Below are 14,145 nucleotides of genomic sequence, written 5' to 3'. Positions count from 1 at the left end.
TGCGGCTCCGTCCGGACGCCCGGGTCGCCCCGGGGCCGGGTGGGGGTCGCGGCGCGACGCCGGTCGCGGTGAGTGGCCGGATACCCCCTTCTGCGTCACCGTCCTCCCGGCTTGACTCGTTCCTCCGGCCCCCGTCCCCGGCAGAAGAGGAAACCCGCATGCTCAGGCGACTGTTGTCCAGGAGGCTCTCGGGCCTGGTGGCCGCCATGGCCGCCACCGTGGTGCTCGGCGCGGGCACGGCCCATGCCGCGGCGCCGGAGCCCCGGCAGGAGAAGCGCGTGTACAACGCGATGCAGATCGCCTTCGACCCCGCCCGCCCCGAAGCCTTCTGCACCATCGGGGCCGTCGGCAACGACGACTACGGGCGGAAGATCGCCATATCGGCCGGGCACTGCCTGACCGACCCCACGGGCAAGTACGCCGACCGGGAGCTCCCCGAGAACATCGCTCCCGTCTACCACCGGCAGGACCTCGGCTACGGGCCCATCGGGTACGTCCGCTGGTTCAAGGACCCGGAAGGCTCCATGACGGGCCACCTGACGAAGGACTACATGGTCATCGAGCTGGTGCCGGGCGTGACGCTCTCCTCCCAGGGGCCGCACCTGAAGCAGACCGGGGTGCTGGAGGTGCCCGGCGGGACGCCCAGCCCCAACGCCCTCAGCCCCGCGCTGAACAGCGAACGCCTGCTCGGCGCGGCCTGGTTCAACAACAACGAGCTGGTGGTCTCCGGCCAGCTGGGCGTCTGGTATGGCCGGATCACCAACAACGACCGGGGCGTCTACCAGGCCCACCCCCAGCACAAGGCCGGCGACTCGGGCGGGCCCACCATCTGGCACGTGCCGGGGTCGGCCTACCCCTCCGAGGCCAACGGGTTCAAGGCCGAGGGGCCCTGGGCGGGCATCACCAAGGCGATCGCCCTCGGGATCCCCCCGTACCTGTACACCAGCTCGGCGAACATCCTGGCCGACCTGCGCGCCCGCGACGCCGCGGACCCCTCCGACGTCTTCGGAGCCGGCTTCGAGGTGACCGCCAACCCGTGACGACCGCCAACCCGTGACGCCGTAGACCCGCTACGGCAGCCGGCGCAGGGCGAACCACAACTCCATCCGGGTGTCCGGGTCGTCGAGGTCCCGGTCCAGGAGCGCGGCGCAGCGGGCGATCCGCTGGCGGACCGTGTTGCGGTGGACGCCGAGGGCGGCCGCGGTGCGGTCCCAGCTGCCGTGGTGGGCCAGCCAGGCGCGCAGGGTCGCCGCCTGCGTCCCGGTCAGCGGGGCGAGCAGGGCCTCGGCGTGGGCCCGGGCCTCTGCTTCGCCGACGAGGCCCGCGAAGCCGGCGTCGGCGTGCCCGGCCAGCGGGGTACGGGCCGCCTCCGCGCGTTCCAGGGCCCGGCGTGCCTGGGCCCCGGCGGTGCGCAGCCCGGCGGGCGCGGCCGGGGCGCTCACCCCGAGCCGCCACCCCGGCTGCGGGGCGGGCTCCCGGTCGGTCAGCAGGCGTACGCCGTCCCCGCGCGGGTCCAGCAGTACGGTGCCCAGCGCGGCCGCCAGAGCCCGCGGGTCACCGGCGCCCCGGGCGTGCACGGCGTACCAGGGCCCGGGGGAGAGCGCCCCGGCCGGATCGCCGTCCAGCAGGAGCCGGGTCAGGGCGGCGGCTTCGTCCCCCGCCGGGTGGCCGGCCGTGAGCAGGGTCAGCAGCACGGCGGCGACGGAGGCGATGGTGTGGTCCCCGGGGGCCCGGGCCGGGGTGGCGAGCGCCAGCACCCGGCCGCCGCCCACGGCGTACGCCGCCAGGTGCGTGCCGCCCAGCGTGTCGGTGGCGGTCGCGGCGCCCCCGGGCCCCACCCGCAGCGCGAGCCCCTCCAGCGCCCCGCGCACCCCGTCCCCGGGCGGAACCCCGGCCTCCGCCTCGGCCGCGCCCGCGCTCGTGCTCGTGCTCGTGCTCGGGCCCGCGCTCGTGCCCGCGTCGCCCCGGCCCGGCGGCGGGGGCAGGAGCGCCGACCAGCCGTTCAGGGTCGCCGCCAGGCGGGCCAGGACCGACGGCACCGGGTCCGGGCGGGCCGCCGCCGACGCCAGGGACTGCTGCGCGTCCGTCACCCGGCGCAGCTCCCGGGTCCGGGCCTCCGCCATCAGCCGCCACACCGCCCGGCCCACCGCCGTGAACGGGGTTCCCGGCGGCACCTCCACCAGCGGCAGCCCGTAGCGCGCGCACGCCTCGGCGAGGGCCGCCGGCACCGTCTCGTGCACCGGGGTCACCCCGAACCCGACGGCCCCCACCCCGGCCCGGACCAGCCGGGCCACGTACTCCCCGGCCTCCACCCCCGCGGCCCCGGCGGCGGATCCGGCCGTCAGCAGCAGCTCCCCGCCCAGCAGGTAGGGCGACGGGTCCGCCATCTCCGAGGCGTGCACCCCGTACACGTCCGCCCCGGCGGGCCCCGCCAGGAGCCGCAGCCCCAGCTCCCGGTCGGCGGTCAGCGCGGCCAGCGGAACCGGCGGGGTGAGCGGTGCCTCCATGGCTACTCCGTACATATCGGTGCCGAACAGTGGATGAAACGTACACTTCGCGCCCCGGGGGCGTCCCCTTACGCTCGAAGGACCGCACCGTAGGACCACAGAAGGGCACCCCCCATGAGCACGCAGCCGCGCGGCCCCGTCGACTCCTCCCGCATCCCGCGCTACGCGGGCCCGGCGACCTTCGCCCGGCTGCCCCGCCTCGACGAGGTCGGCTCCGCCGACGTCGCCGTCGTCGGCGTGCCCTTCGACTCCGGCGTCTCCTACCGCCCCGGCGCCCGCTTCGGCGGCAACGCCATCCGCGAGGCCTCCCGCCTGCTGCGCCCGTACAACCCGGCGCAGGACGCCTCCCCCTTCGCGCTCGCGCAGGTCGCGGACGCCGGCGACATCGCCGTGAACCCCTTCAACATCAACGAGGCCGTCGAGACGGTCGAGGCGGCCGCGGACGAGCTCCTCGGCGCCGGCTCCCGCCTGATGACCCTCGGCGGCGACCACACCATCGCCCTCCCGCTGCTCCGCTCGGTCGCGAAGAAGCACGGCCCGGTCGCCCTGCTCCACTTCGACGCCCACCTCGACACCTGGGACACCTACTTCGGCGCCGAGTACACCCACGGCACCCCGTTCCGCCGCGCCGTCGAGGAGGGCATCCTCGACACCGAGGCGCTCTCCCACGTCGGCACGCGCGGCCCGCTGTACGGCAAGCAGGACCTGGACGACGACGCCAAGATGGGCTTCGGCATCGTGACCTCGGCGGACGTCTACCGCCGCGGCGCCGACGAGGTCGCCGACCAGCTGCGCCAGCGCATCGGCGACCGCCCGCTCTACATCTCCATCGACATCGACGTGCTCGACCCGGCCCACGCGCCCGGCACCGGCACCCCCGAGGCGGGCGGCATGACCTCCCGCGAGCTGCTGGAGATCATCCGGGGCCTGTCCTCCTGCAACCTCGTTTCCGCCGACGTCGTCGAGGTCGCCCCGGCGTACGATCACGCGGAGATCACCTCCGTCGCGGCCTCGCACACCGCGTACGAGCTCACCACGATCATGAGCCGGCAGATCTCTGCCGCCAGGCAGGGTCGATAAGCGCAGCGCCGCTGCGAAGGCGAAGGGCAACTAAGCACCGTGACGCACGACCACGACCTGGTACTCCGCCCCACCGAAGCCCAGACGGCGGCCGCCCTCGCGCCGCCACCGGGCCGCACGGGCGGGGACCTGGTCGTGGAAACGCTGCGCGGACTCGGCGCCACCACCGCCTTCGGGCTCCCCGGCCAGCACGCGCTGGCCCTCTTCGACGCCGTCGGCCGCTCCGACCTGCGCCTCGTGGGCCTGCGTACGGAGAACAACGCGGGCTTCGCCGCCGACGCGTACGGCCGCGTCACCGGCGAGGCCGTCCCGCTGCTCCTGTCCACGGGGCCGGGCGCGCTGATGTCCCTGCCCGCCCTCGCGGAAGCGGCGGCGGCCTCCGCGCCGGTGCTCGCGATCTGCTCGCAGGTACCGTCGGCGGGCCTGGGCGGGGGCCGGCGCGGCCACCTGCACGAGCTGCGCGACCAGTCCGCCTCCTTCCGCGAGGTGGTGAAGTCCGTCCACTGCGCCCGTACCCCCTCCCAGATCCCCTCCGTCATCGCCGAGGCCTGGGAGTCGGCCCTCACGGTCCCCTTCGGCCCGGTCTGGGTGGAGATCCCGGAGGACGTGCTCCGCGCGGAGACGGTCATCCCGCAGGTCACCGGCATGGACGCGACCCCGCACGAACTGGCGCCCCGCCCCGAGCTGACGGCCCTCGCGGCGCACTGGCTGTCGCACGCCTCCCGCCCGGTGATCATCGCGGGCGGCGGCGTGATCCGCGCGGACGCGGCGGGCAAGCTGAAGCAGCTCGCGGAACGCCTGAACGCCCCGGTCGTCACCACCTTCGGCGGCAAGGGCGCCTTCCCCTGGACCCACCCGCTCTCGCTGCGGTCCTGGCTGGAGGACCGGCACACGACGGACTTCCTGGAGGACGCGGACGTCGTCCTGGTCGTCGGCTCCGGCCTCGGGGAACTCTCCTCGAACTACCACACGTTCTTCCCCACGGGCCGGGTCGTCCAGATCGAGGCCGACCTCGGCAAGCTGGAGTCCAACCACCCGGCGCTCGGCATCCACGCGGACGCCCGCCTGGCCCTCCAGGCCCTCCTGGAAACGGTCTCCGAGCGCGAGGACCCGGGAGCCCCCGAGCGGGTCCGCCTCCTCCTGTCCTCCATCGAAGCCCGCCTCGCCCCCCAGGACGTCACCCTGGAACGGGACCTCCTGGCCGCGGTCCGCGCCGCCCTCCCGCCCCGCTCCCCGTCCTTCTGGGACATGACGATCCTGTCCTACTGGGCCTGGTCGGCCTTCGACCCCAAGCACCCGAACACCATGCACTCCGCCCAGGGCGCGGGCGGCCTCGGCTACGCCTTCCCGGCGGCCCTCGGCGCGGCCGTAGCCGAACCGGGCACCCCGGTCCTCGCGGTCTCGGGCGACGGCGGCGCGATGTACTCGATCGCCGACCTGGCCACCGCCCGCCAGCACGACCTGGACGTCACCTGGCTGATCGTGGACGACGGCGGCTACGGCATCCTCCGCGAGTACGGCTGCGCCACCGGCACCGACCTCACGGGCCCCGACTTCGCCGCCCTGGCCGCCTCCTTCGGCGTCCCGGCCACCACGACCACCCCGGAGTCCCTCCGAGCGGACCTCACCAAGGCCCTCGCCCAGCCGGGCCCCTCGGTGGTCATCCTCCCCACCACCCTCAAGATGTTCGCCCCGACGCACGTTTAGGAATGTGAACGGGGCTCGTTAGGGTGGGCGGGGTCGTGGTCGTGGTCACGTCCGGAACGAAGTCCGAGGGGGAGCAGTGGCGTTCGAGCAGGAGTGGGCCCAGCACAAGCAGGCGGCGGCCGCGGACCCGTCGCCCCAGACGCGGCTGAACCAGCTCCACGCCGACCCGGGCGGCGGCGAGGGACTCCTGGCCACGGCCGCTCCGGAGAAGAAGAAGGCGGCCAACACCATCCAGAACGTCCTGCAGCCCGGCACGACGAAGGCCGCGGACGCCGCCGACGAACCGACGAAGACCGCCGTCAAGGCCTTCAGCGGCTGGGCGACGGCGGCGGGCCTGACGAAGGCACACACGCAGTGGGACGACCAGGTGAAGCGCCTGATGGGTCGGCTGAACTCGGAGAAGACGGCCCTGCGCGGCGCGTCGAACCTGTTCACCGGGAACGACCAGCTGACGGGCCAGGGCTTCCAGCCGGTCCAGTCCAAGGTCGCGGGACTCTAGGGGAGCGGGGAGCGAGCCGTGCCGAACTACCACGAGGTCATGACCACGGACCTGTCCGCGCTCACCACGGCCGCCGACGGCTGGGCGTCCATGGCGAAGCAGTTCAAGACGCTCGAGGACGTCTACGAGAAGGAAGTCCAGAGCGTTTCCAAGGGCGACGGCTGGATCGGCAGCAGCGCGAACGTCTCCGCCAACAACTCCGCCATCACCCGGGGCGAGTTCGACGCGGCCCAGACCGAGGCGCTGGCCATGGAGTCGCTGCTCCGCGACGCCTTCGCCCGCTTCACGGAGCTCAAGGGCAGGGTCACCTCGGCCGTCTCGGACGCCGTCGCCGCCGGCATGAAGGTGTCGGAAGCGGGCAACGCGACCTACGACTTCAGCAAGACCGACCCGAACACCGCGAAGGCGATCCGCCACGACCCCGACCTCCCGGAGGTCGAGCGGTCCTGGTCGGCCAAGATCGCGGACGCGGTCAAGGCGGTCACGGAGTTCGACGAGGACGTCAAGACGGCCCTGCTCAACGCTTCGGGCGCGGACGGCACGGCCATGTTCGGCTTCAACTCCAAGGCCGTCAACGACGTCGAGGCGGTGGAGGCGCTCGCCCTCACCCACAAGATCCGCCACGGCGACGCCTCCCCCGAGGAGCTCAAGCACTACAACGACCTCCTCAAGCAGAACTCCGGGGACAAGCACTTCAGCGAGGCCTACCTCCACTCCCTCGGGGCGAAGGACACCCTCCAGCTGGCCGACCAGATGAACCTGGCGTCGAACGAGCGGGGCGCGTCGGCGGCCGACAAGAAGCTCTACGAGTCGATCAACACCGGCCTGGCGAACACGATCGCCTCCGGCACCAAGGACCCGGACGGCTACGCCTACAAGCCCTTCGTCAACGGGCTCAAGGAGCAGGGCCCCGAGCTGGTAGCCAAGGGCCTGCGGCCGACGTACGGCTACCAGACGCTGGTCACCCTCATGTCGAACGGCGGCGGCTACGGCAAGCAGTTCCTCAACGACATCGGCGACGGCATGATCGAGGCCGAGAAGTCGAAGCCGCACATGTACGACCACGCCTACGACTCCCAACGCCCCAACCTGGTCTCCGACCCCCTCGACGGCCTGCTCGGCATCATGGCCAAGGACCCGGACTCGGCGACGTACTTCCTCGACCCTCAGGCACCTCGCAACAAGAACGAGCACCTGAAGTACATGCTCACCGACCGGGACATGCCGGACCCCTGGATCTCGACGGCCGTCGGCCCGCCGATGGAGATGCACGGCGACAAGACGGCCGGCCTCGGCGCCGCCCTCCAGGCAGCCGCCACGGGCCACACGGACGGCGAGAAGCTGGGCCCGCCCGGCCCCCACACGGAGGGCCAGGCCCGCGTGATGCACCACGCGATCCGCTACCTGGACGACGAGATGGGCGGCGACGAGTTCCCGGACGACCTGCAGGGCTTGCAGCAGCCGATGGCGAGGGCGCTGGTCGACTACGTGGAGGACACCCACGTGATCCTCGGCGGCCAGAACTCTGACCTGGGGGGCATCAAGGGCAGCGACGCCATCCACGGTTCGGGGGACGAGGCCCATATCGCGGTCGGCCAGGGCAGTCTGATCCGTGTCATGCGCGGGATCGCGGACGACGGCCCGTCCTACGGCTTGTTGGTCAAGGCGGAGCAGGTGTACTCGGCGGAGCAGCTCGTGACGGCTGACCGTTACGAGGCCGACCCGCAGCGGGCCGGCGTTGACTGGGACAACCGTGCACATGACATCGGGGCGGCAACGGGTGCCCTCAACGGCATCGGGGCCGACGTCTACAAGGACAAGGAAGACGACCAGGTCAAGTGGGCTGAGGGCACGGCCGAGTACACGGCTGCCGGAGTGAACGGACTCATCGGGGAAATCCCGGTCGTGAGCACGATCGGAGGCTCGCTGATCGACGGAGCCAAGTACAACTGGGTCGAGGGCGTCAAGGACGCGGCCGAGGAGCAGAGCAAGCAGGATTCCAGCAACAACTACGCGGCGGGTATGGACGGGACCAACAAGCTGTTGGATGCGTGGAGAGATGAACGGAAAATGGCAGGCAATCTCGCGTTCGACCACGCCAAGGACGGGGCCGGTGACGCGTACTCCGCAGGTCGGGAGGCTGCCCGTGCGCACCTCCGGCCGTGACGTGCTCAAGGCTTTCGCGCGATCGACGACTGCCCTGCTCTCCATGGTGATGCTGGCGTCGTGCACGTCGGGGGAGCCCGAGGCGAAGAGCGAGCAGCCGTGTGGGATCAGCAGTTCCTCGGAGGAGGGCGTCCTCCTGCGGGGGATTCTTCGTGCGGAAGAGTTCGAGACTCTGATCTACAACAGCACGGGCGAAGTGGCGACGGCGCTGCGGCACGCACTGCTGGAGACGAGCCCGGAAAAGCGGCTGTATCCGAAGCCGACGTGCGCCCTGTGGGCGGCCGGCCAGAATGGCGGTGACCGCGTGACATTCAGTTTCGGATGGGTCTCGCGTGCCTCGAAGGATGTGGAACAGCCGCTGCCCAACGGCGTTCCGTTCGAGGCGGACGGCGGCGCCTTCGGCCAGGCCAACGACACCGATACGACGTTGTTCGTCGGTTGCGAGATGCCCGGCAAGCTCGGCGGGCCGTCGAAGTCGGCTTGGTTCAACGCGAAGGCTTCGCACAACGTCAGCCCCCCTCGGACGAACATCGACCAGACGGTCCGCGACCGGCAGACCGCCCTCACCTACCTCATGGGCCGCCGCGTCACCGAAGCCCTCGGCTGCGAGAACAAGCCCCTCGAGAAGCCCCCCGTGGTGAAGCAGCGCCCTACGCCCTGAAGGCGACGACGGACGTCTCGCCGACGAGCTTGAGGTTCAGCTCGGACTCCATGGCCCGCGCCAGGCGGGCCAGCATCGCCACGGTCGGTGTGATCACGCCGAGCTCCAGCCTGGACAGGTCCGCCTGCGTCATGCCGACCCGCCGGGCCAGCTCGGTCTGCGAGATCCCGAGCTCGGTCCGCCGGTCGTAGACGGCCTGGCCGACCGCGAAGGCGAGCCGGATCACGTCCCGGTGCTTCAGCATGCGGGTGCCTCCGGGGTCCAGCCGATCTCGGCCCAGACGGTCTTGCCGATGCCGTGCAGTCGGGGGCAGCAGCCCCAGCGCTCGGCCAGGGCCGCCACGATGGCGAGGCCGCGGCCCCGCTCGTCCCACTCCGCCACGACCTGCGGCGTGAGCTTGACGGCGGGGCCGGCGTCGGCGACCTCCACCCGTAGCACCCCGTCGTACCGGGCGATCCGGATCCCGATGTCCCGCCCCTGCGGAGCCCGGGCGTGCCGGACGGCGTTGGTGACCAGCTCGGAGAGCAGCAGTTCCGCCCTGTCGGCGGGCTCCGCGTCGACCGTCCACTCGGCGAGCTGCGCACGCAGCAGCGCGCGGGCCCGGCCGGGGGCGCGGAGGGTGCGGGGCACGATCCAGAAGACCTCGTGGGCATGGTGCGATGCCATGGAACCTCACTTATCTAGATACCTGAGAACAGTGAAGCGGGTCCCGCGATCCTGCCGCAAGAGGTATCTAGATATGTTCGATGCTGACGGGTAATGAGCGAAGCGCGCCCCTGGCGCCGTGACGCGCCCCCTAGGCTGGCGCGAGGTGATCCAGGAGGAGTGCATGCCGAAGGACGTCGCGGGGCGGCAGCCCAAGTACCAGCGCATCGCCGCCGCGCTCAAAGACGCCATCGCGTCCGGCGAGTACGGGCCCGGAGACCGGCTCCCGGGCGAGAGCGACCTGATGAGCCAGTACGGTGTCGCCCGCATGACCGCCCGCCAGGCGTTCGGGGTTCTTCAGGCCGAGGGGCTCACGGAGGCGCGCAAGGGCGCCGGGGTCTTCGTCCGGGAGTTCAAGGTCGTCATCCGGCGGCGGGGCATCCAGCGACTGGCCGTCGAGGTGTGGGGTGCGGGCGGATCCATCTGGGGCGTGGACGGGAAGGGGCGCGACCCCGTGGTCGAGTTCCTCGGCGTCGACGAGGGGGAGGCCCCGGGCCGGATCGCCTCCGCACTCGGCCTCGCCGCGAACGCCCCCGCCTGTATCCGCCGCCGCAGGTTCACGCTCGACGGGAAGCCCGTACTGCTCGCGACCTCCTATCTCGACGCCGCCCTCGTGGCCGGAAGCCCCATCGCGGAGCCCGACAGCGGCCCCGGCGGCATCTACGCACGCCTCGCGGAGCTGGGCCACAAGCCCGCTCGGTTCCGGGAGGAGATCCGGTCGAGGATGCCCGGTCCGGATGAGGCCGAGCGGCTGGCGCTGACCGCCGGGACGCCCGTCGTGCTGATCTGCCGGACGGCCCTCACCGCAGACGCCCGCGTGGTCGAGGTCAACGAGATGGTGCTGGACGCCTCCGCCTACGTACTGGAGTACGAGTTCGACGCCCCGTAGGACCCGAAGGGCCCACCCGTCCCCCGGACGGTCCACCCGTCGTGCGCCGCCCCGCGGAAACCCGTTCGATTGTTGCGGCGGGATGAAATCCGCCGGTCGGAGCGTTGGGGGTGGCGGCAGGACAGGAACGACGGGGAGGCATCACGTGACGGCGGCTGGGGAGAAACAGGGCTGGGGCAGGCGGCTTACGGCCTACACCTGGCGGTACAAGGTCAACGTGCTGCTCGCGCTCGGGTCCTCGCTGGCCGGGATGGCCGTCATGGCCCTCGTACCGCTGGTCACCCGCGTGATCATCGACGACGTCGTCGGCGACAAGACCAAGGGCATGGCCCCCTGGGCCGGCATGCTCATAGGCGCGGCCGTGCTCGTGTACGTCCTCACCTACATACGCCGCTACTACGGCGGCCGCCTCGCCCTCGACGTGCAGCACGACCTGCGCACCGACATGTACGACACCATCGCCCGCCTCGACGGGCGGCGCCAGGACGAGCTGTCGACCGGGCAGGTCGTCGGGCGGGCCACCAGCGACCTCCAGCTGATCCAGGGCCTGCTGTTCATGCTGCCCATGACCATCGGGAACTTCCTCCTCTTCGGGATATCCCTCGGCATCATGCTGTGGCTGTCCCCGCTGCTCACGCTCGTCGCGCTGCTGATGGCTCCCGCCCTGTGGTTCATCGCCAAGCGCAGCCGCAAGAAGCTCTTCCCCGCCACCTGGTACGCCCAGGCCCAGGCCGCCGCCGTGGCCACCGTCGTCGACGGCGCCGTGACCGGCGTCCGCGTCGTCAAGGGCTTCGGGCAGGAGGAGCAGGAGACCGGCAAGCTCCGCGAGGCCGGCCGCAAGCTGTTCGGCGGGCGGATGCGCACCATCCGCCTCAACTCCCGGTACACCCCCGCCCTGCAGGCCGTCCCCGCCCTCGGGCAGGTCGCGATGCTGGCCCTGGGCGGCTGGATGGCCACCCGGGGACACATCACCCTCGGCACCTTCGTCGCCTTCTCCACCTACCTCGCCCAGCTCGTCGGCCCCGTCCGCATGCTGGCCATGGTCCTGACCGTCGGCCAGCAGGCCCGCGCCGGCGTCGAGCGCGTCTTCGAGCTCATCGACACCGAGCCCGTGATCCAGGACGGCACCCGCGAGCTGCCCGCCGACGCGCCCGCGACCGTCGAGTTCGACGACGTCCGCTTCGGTTACGACCCCGAGCGGCCCGTCCTCGACGGGTTCTCCCTCTCCATCGCCGAGGGCGAGACCGTCGCCGTCGTCGGCTCCTCCGGCAGCGGCAAGTCGACGGTGGCGCTGCTCCTGCCGCGCTTCTACGACGCCGACCAGGGCGCCGTCCGCGTCGGCGGCCACGACGTCCGCGAGCTGACGTACGACTCCCTGCGCGCCGCCATCGGACTGGTCCCCGAGGACTCGTTCCTCTTCTCCGACACCATCCGCGCCAACATCGCCTTCGGCCGCCCCGACGCCTCCGACGAGGACGTCCGCGCCGCCGCCCGCGCCGCCCAGGCCGAGGGCTTCGTCGAGGCCCTCCCCGCCGGGTACGACACCAAGGTCGGCGAGCAGGGCCTGACCCTCTCCGGCGGCCAGCGCCAGCGCATCGCGCTCGCCCGCGCCATCCTCACCGACCCCCGGCTGCTGCTCCTCGACGACGCCACCTCCGCCGTCGACGCCCGCGTCGAGCACGAGATCCACGAGGCGCTGCGGGCTGTCATGGCGGGCCGCACCACCCTCCTCATCGCCCACCGCCGCTCCACCCTCGCGCTGGCCGACCGGATCGCCGTACTCGACCACGGGCGGCTCGCCGACATCGGCACCCACGAGGTGCTGGAGCGCCGCTCCGCCCTGTACCGCCGGCTGCTGACCGACCCCGACGCCCTCGGGGCGGCCTCGCCGCGCACCCCTGACGCGCCGGCCATGGCCGAGTTCGAGCGGGACATCGAGCGGGACCTGGAACTCGAAGCGGAGATCGACTCCGAGCAGGTCAGCGCCAAGCGCCGGGTGTCGGACGGGGTCACGCCCGAGCTGTGGCGCCGCGAGGAGAGCGGCAAGTCCGCCGCCCCGGCCGCCCCCGGCATGCCCGCCACCCCCGAACTCCTCGCCCAGGTGGCGGCCCTGCCGCCCGCCGACGACGAGCCGGCGGTGGACGAGGCCCGGGCCGCGGCCGCCGAGGAGAGCTACGGCCTGCGCCGCCTGCTGAAGGGCTTCTGGGCCCCCCTCGCCATCAGCCTCGGCCTCGTCGCCCTCGACGCGGGGTCCGGGCTGCTGCTGCCCGTCCTGATCCGGCACGGCATCGACAAGGGCGTCGAACAGGCCGCCCTCGGGGCCGTCTGGGTCGCCGCCGGGCTGGCCCTGGTCGTCGTCCTCGGCCAGTGGGCGGCACAGTTCGCCGAGACCCGGATGACCGGACGCACCGGCGAGCGCGTCCTGTACGCCCTGCGCGTCAAGATCTTCGCCCAGCTCCAGCGCCTCGGCCTGGACTACTACGAGCGCGAGCTCACCGGCAAGATCATGACCCGGATGACCACCGACGTGGACTCCCTGTCGAGCTTCCTGCAGACCGGGCTCGTCACCGCCGTGGTCTCCGTCCTGACCTTCTTCGGGATCCTGATCGCCCTGCTCGTCCTCGACGTCGAGCTCGCGCTGATCGTCTTCGCCACCCTGCCCGTGCTGGTCCTCGGCACGGTCGTCTTCCGCCGCAAGTCGGTCGCCGCGTACGAGCTCGCCCGCGACCGGGTCAGCGTGGTCAACGCCGACCTGCAGGAGTCCGTGGCCGGGCTCCGCCTCGTCCAGGCCTTCCGCCGCCAGTCCACCGGTGCCACCCGCTTCGCCGGGCGCAGCGACGCCTACCGCCAGGCGCGGGTCCGCGGCCAGTGGCTGATATCCGTCTACTTCCCCTTCGTGCAGCTGCTGTCCTCGGGCGCGGCGGCGGCCGTGCTGATCGTCGGCGCGGGCCGGGTGGAAGCGGCCACCCTCACCACCGGCGCGCTGGTCGCGTACCTGCTGTACATCGACCTGTTCTTCGCCCCGGTCCAGCAGCTCTCCCAGGTCTTCGACGGCTACCAGCAGGCCACCGTCTCCCTCGGCCGGATCCAGGATCTGCTGCGCGAGCCCACCAGCACCCCGCGCTCCGCCGCCCCCGCCCCGGTGCCCGCGCTGCGCGGCGAGATCGCCTTCGAGGACGTGCGCTTCCAGTACGGCACCGCCGAGGAGCGTGGCGAGAACGGCGAGGCGCTGGCCGGGATAAGCCTGCGCATACCGGCCGGGCAGACCGTCGCCTTCGTCGGCGAGACCGGAGCCGGCAAGTCCACGCTGGTCAAGATGGTCGCCCGGTTCTACGACCCGACCTCCGGCCGGGTCACCGCCGACGGCGCCGACCTGCGGGAGCTGGACCTGACGGCGTACCGCCACCGCCTCGGCGTGGTCCCCCAGGAGCCGTACCTCTTCCCGGGGACGGTCCGCGACGCCATCGCCTACGGGCGGCCCGCCGCGAGCGACGCCGAGGTGGAGGCCGCCGCCCGCGCGGTCGGCGCCCACGACATGATCGCCACCCTCGACGGCGGCTACCTGCACACCGTCGCCGAGCGCGGCCGCAACCTCTCCGCCGGGCAGCGCCAGCTGATCGCGCTGGCCCGCGCCGAGCTCGTCGACCCGGACGTACTGCTCCTCGACGAGGCCACCGCGGCCCTGGACCTGGCCACCGAGGCGCAGGTCAACCAGGCCACGGACCGGCTCGCGGGCAAGCGCACCACCCTGGTCGTCGCGCACCGGCTGACGACCGCCGCCCGCGCCGACCGGGTGGTGGTCATGGACCGAGGCCGGGTCGTCGAGGACGGCAGCCACCTGGAACTGCTGGCCCGCGGCGGCCGCTACGCCGAGCTGTGGCGGACCTTCGCCGGGGAGGACGAGCCCGCCGCGGCCGCGTAGGGCGGCCGG

General features: G+C 72.6%; 11 protein-coding genes. 8 read left to right on the top strand and 3 right to left on the bottom strand.

The features are described 5' to 3' along the window. Positions 1–158 precede the first annotated feature (158 nt). Positions 159–1,040, top strand: coding sequence for a hypothetical protein (locus tag ACFV0Q_RS02935; protein ID WP_384999482.1), 882 nt, complete (start codon positions 159–161; stop codon positions 1,038–1,040). Positions 1,041–1,070: 30 nt separating this feature from the next. Here the strand turns inward: ACFV0Q_RS02935 and ACFV0Q_RS02930 are convergent, their stop codons facing one another. Continuing rightward, positions 1,071–2,507, bottom strand: coding sequence for a helix-turn-helix domain-containing protein (locus ACFV0Q_RS02930; protein ID WP_384999479.1), 1,437 nt, complete (start codon positions 2,505–2,507; stop codon positions 1,071–1,073). A gap of 114 nt (positions 2,508–2,621) precedes the next feature. On the opposite strand from ACFV0Q_RS02930, the gene speB reads away from it, so the two are divergent. The 5 genes from speB (at position 2,622) to ACFV0Q_RS02905 (ending at position 8,620) form a co-directional block, all read left to right on the top strand. Continuing rightward, the gene (speB, locus tag ACFV0Q_RS02925; protein WP_384999476.1) at positions 2,622–3,587 is read left to right on the top strand and encodes an agmatinase; all 966 of its coding nucleotides are present in this window, start codon (positions 2,622–2,624) and stop codon (positions 3,585–3,587) included. Positions 3,588–3,626: 39 nt separating this feature from the next. Then, the gene (locus tag ACFV0Q_RS02920) at positions 3,627–5,294 is read left to right on the top strand and encodes a thiamine pyrophosphate-binding protein (protein ID WP_384999473.1); all 1,668 of its coding nucleotides are present in this window, start codon (positions 3,627–3,629) and stop codon (positions 5,292–5,294) included. Positions 5,295–5,370: 76 nt separating this feature from the next. Then, the gene (locus ACFV0Q_RS02915) at positions 5,371–5,793 is read left to right on the top strand and encodes a hypothetical protein (RefSeq protein ID WP_384999470.1); all 423 of its coding nucleotides are present in this window, start codon (positions 5,371–5,373) and stop codon (positions 5,791–5,793) included. A gap of 18 nt (positions 5,794–5,811) precedes the next feature. Further along, positions 5,812–7,959: a hypothetical protein gene (locus ACFV0Q_RS02910; protein WP_384999467.1), complete on the top strand. Its 2,148-nt coding sequence runs from the start codon at positions 5,812–5,814 to the stop codon at positions 7,957–7,959. Next, positions 7,940–8,620 carry a hypothetical protein gene (locus tag ACFV0Q_RS02905; RefSeq protein ID WP_384999464.1) on the top strand — a complete coding sequence of 227 codons (681 nt, stop codon included), beginning with the start codon at positions 7,940–7,942 and terminating at the stop codon, positions 8,618–8,620. Before ACFV0Q_RS02910 ends, ACFV0Q_RS02905 begins: the two co-directional genes overlap by 20 nt. Here the strand turns inward: ACFV0Q_RS02905 and ACFV0Q_RS02900 are convergent. Together ACFV0Q_RS02900 and ACFV0Q_RS02895 are read right to left on the bottom strand one after the other, a co-directional pair. Continuing rightward, a complete protein-coding gene (locus tag ACFV0Q_RS02900) occupies positions 8,610–8,864 on the bottom strand; it encodes a helix-turn-helix domain-containing protein (protein WP_384999461.1) in 255 nt (84 codons plus the stop codon). The two genes, ACFV0Q_RS02905 and ACFV0Q_RS02900, sit on opposite strands and share 11 nt — an antisense overlap. Beyond that, complete coding sequence (locus tag ACFV0Q_RS02895; RefSeq protein WP_384999458.1) at positions 8,858–9,286, bottom strand: ATP-binding protein; 429 nt, start codon at positions 9,284–9,286, stop codon at positions 8,858–8,860. The genes ACFV0Q_RS02900 and ACFV0Q_RS02895 overlap by 7 nt, the downstream gene beginning before the upstream one ends. Before the next feature lie 163 nt (positions 9,287–9,449). On the opposite strand from ACFV0Q_RS02895, the gene ACFV0Q_RS02890 reads away from it, so the two are divergent. Together ACFV0Q_RS02890 and ACFV0Q_RS02885 are read left to right on the top strand one after the other, a co-directional pair. Further along, a complete protein-coding gene (locus ACFV0Q_RS02890) occupies positions 9,450–10,214 on the top strand; it encodes a GntR family transcriptional regulator (RefSeq protein WP_384999530.1) in 765 nt (254 codons plus the stop codon). An 82-nt stretch (positions 10,215–10,296) separates the two neighbouring features. Then, positions 10,297–14,136: an ABC transporter ATP-binding protein gene (locus tag ACFV0Q_RS02885; protein ID WP_384999455.1), complete on the top strand. Its 3,840-nt coding sequence runs from the start codon at positions 10,297–10,299 to the stop codon at positions 14,134–14,136. Positions 14,137–14,145: the final 9 nt, after the last annotated feature.

The sequence above is a fragment of the Streptomyces sp. NPDC059564 genome (assembly GCF_042735575.1).
Lineage (GTDB): Bacteria > Actinomycetota > Actinomycetes > Streptomycetales > Streptomycetaceae > Streptomyces.
Note: the sequence above shows the minus strand (reverse complement) of the source record. Positions and strands in the feature narration are given on the sequence as shown.

Excerpts from the sequence above, each read along its gene's own strand:
- speB (WP_384999476.1), top strand. The coding sequence starts at position 2,622 with ATGAGCACGCAGCCGCGCGGCCCCGTCGACTCCTCCCGCATCCCGCGC.
- ACFV0Q_RS02930 (WP_384999479.1), bottom strand. The coding sequence starts at position 2,507 with ATGGAGGCACCGCTCACCCCGCCGGTTCCGCTGGCCGCGCTGACCGCC.
- ACFV0Q_RS02935 (WP_384999482.1), top strand. The coding sequence starts at position 159 with ATGCTCAGGCGACTGTTGTCCAGGAGGCTCTCGGGCCTGGTGGCCGCC.
- ACFV0Q_RS02900 (WP_384999461.1), bottom strand. The coding sequence starts at position 8,864 with ATGCTGAAGCACCGGGACGTGATCCGGCTCGCCTTCGCGGTCGGCCAG.
- ACFV0Q_RS02885 (WP_384999455.1), top strand. The coding sequence starts at position 10,297 with ATGAAATCCGCCGGTCGGAGCGTTGGGGGTGGCGGCAGGACAGGAACG.
- ACFV0Q_RS02890 (WP_384999530.1), top strand. The coding sequence starts at position 9,450 with ATGCCGAAGGACGTCGCGGGGCGGCAGCCCAAGTACCAGCGCATCGCC.
- ACFV0Q_RS02895 (WP_384999458.1), bottom strand. The coding sequence starts at position 9,286 with ATGGCATCGCACCATGCCCACGAGGTCTTCTGGATCGTGCCCCGCACC.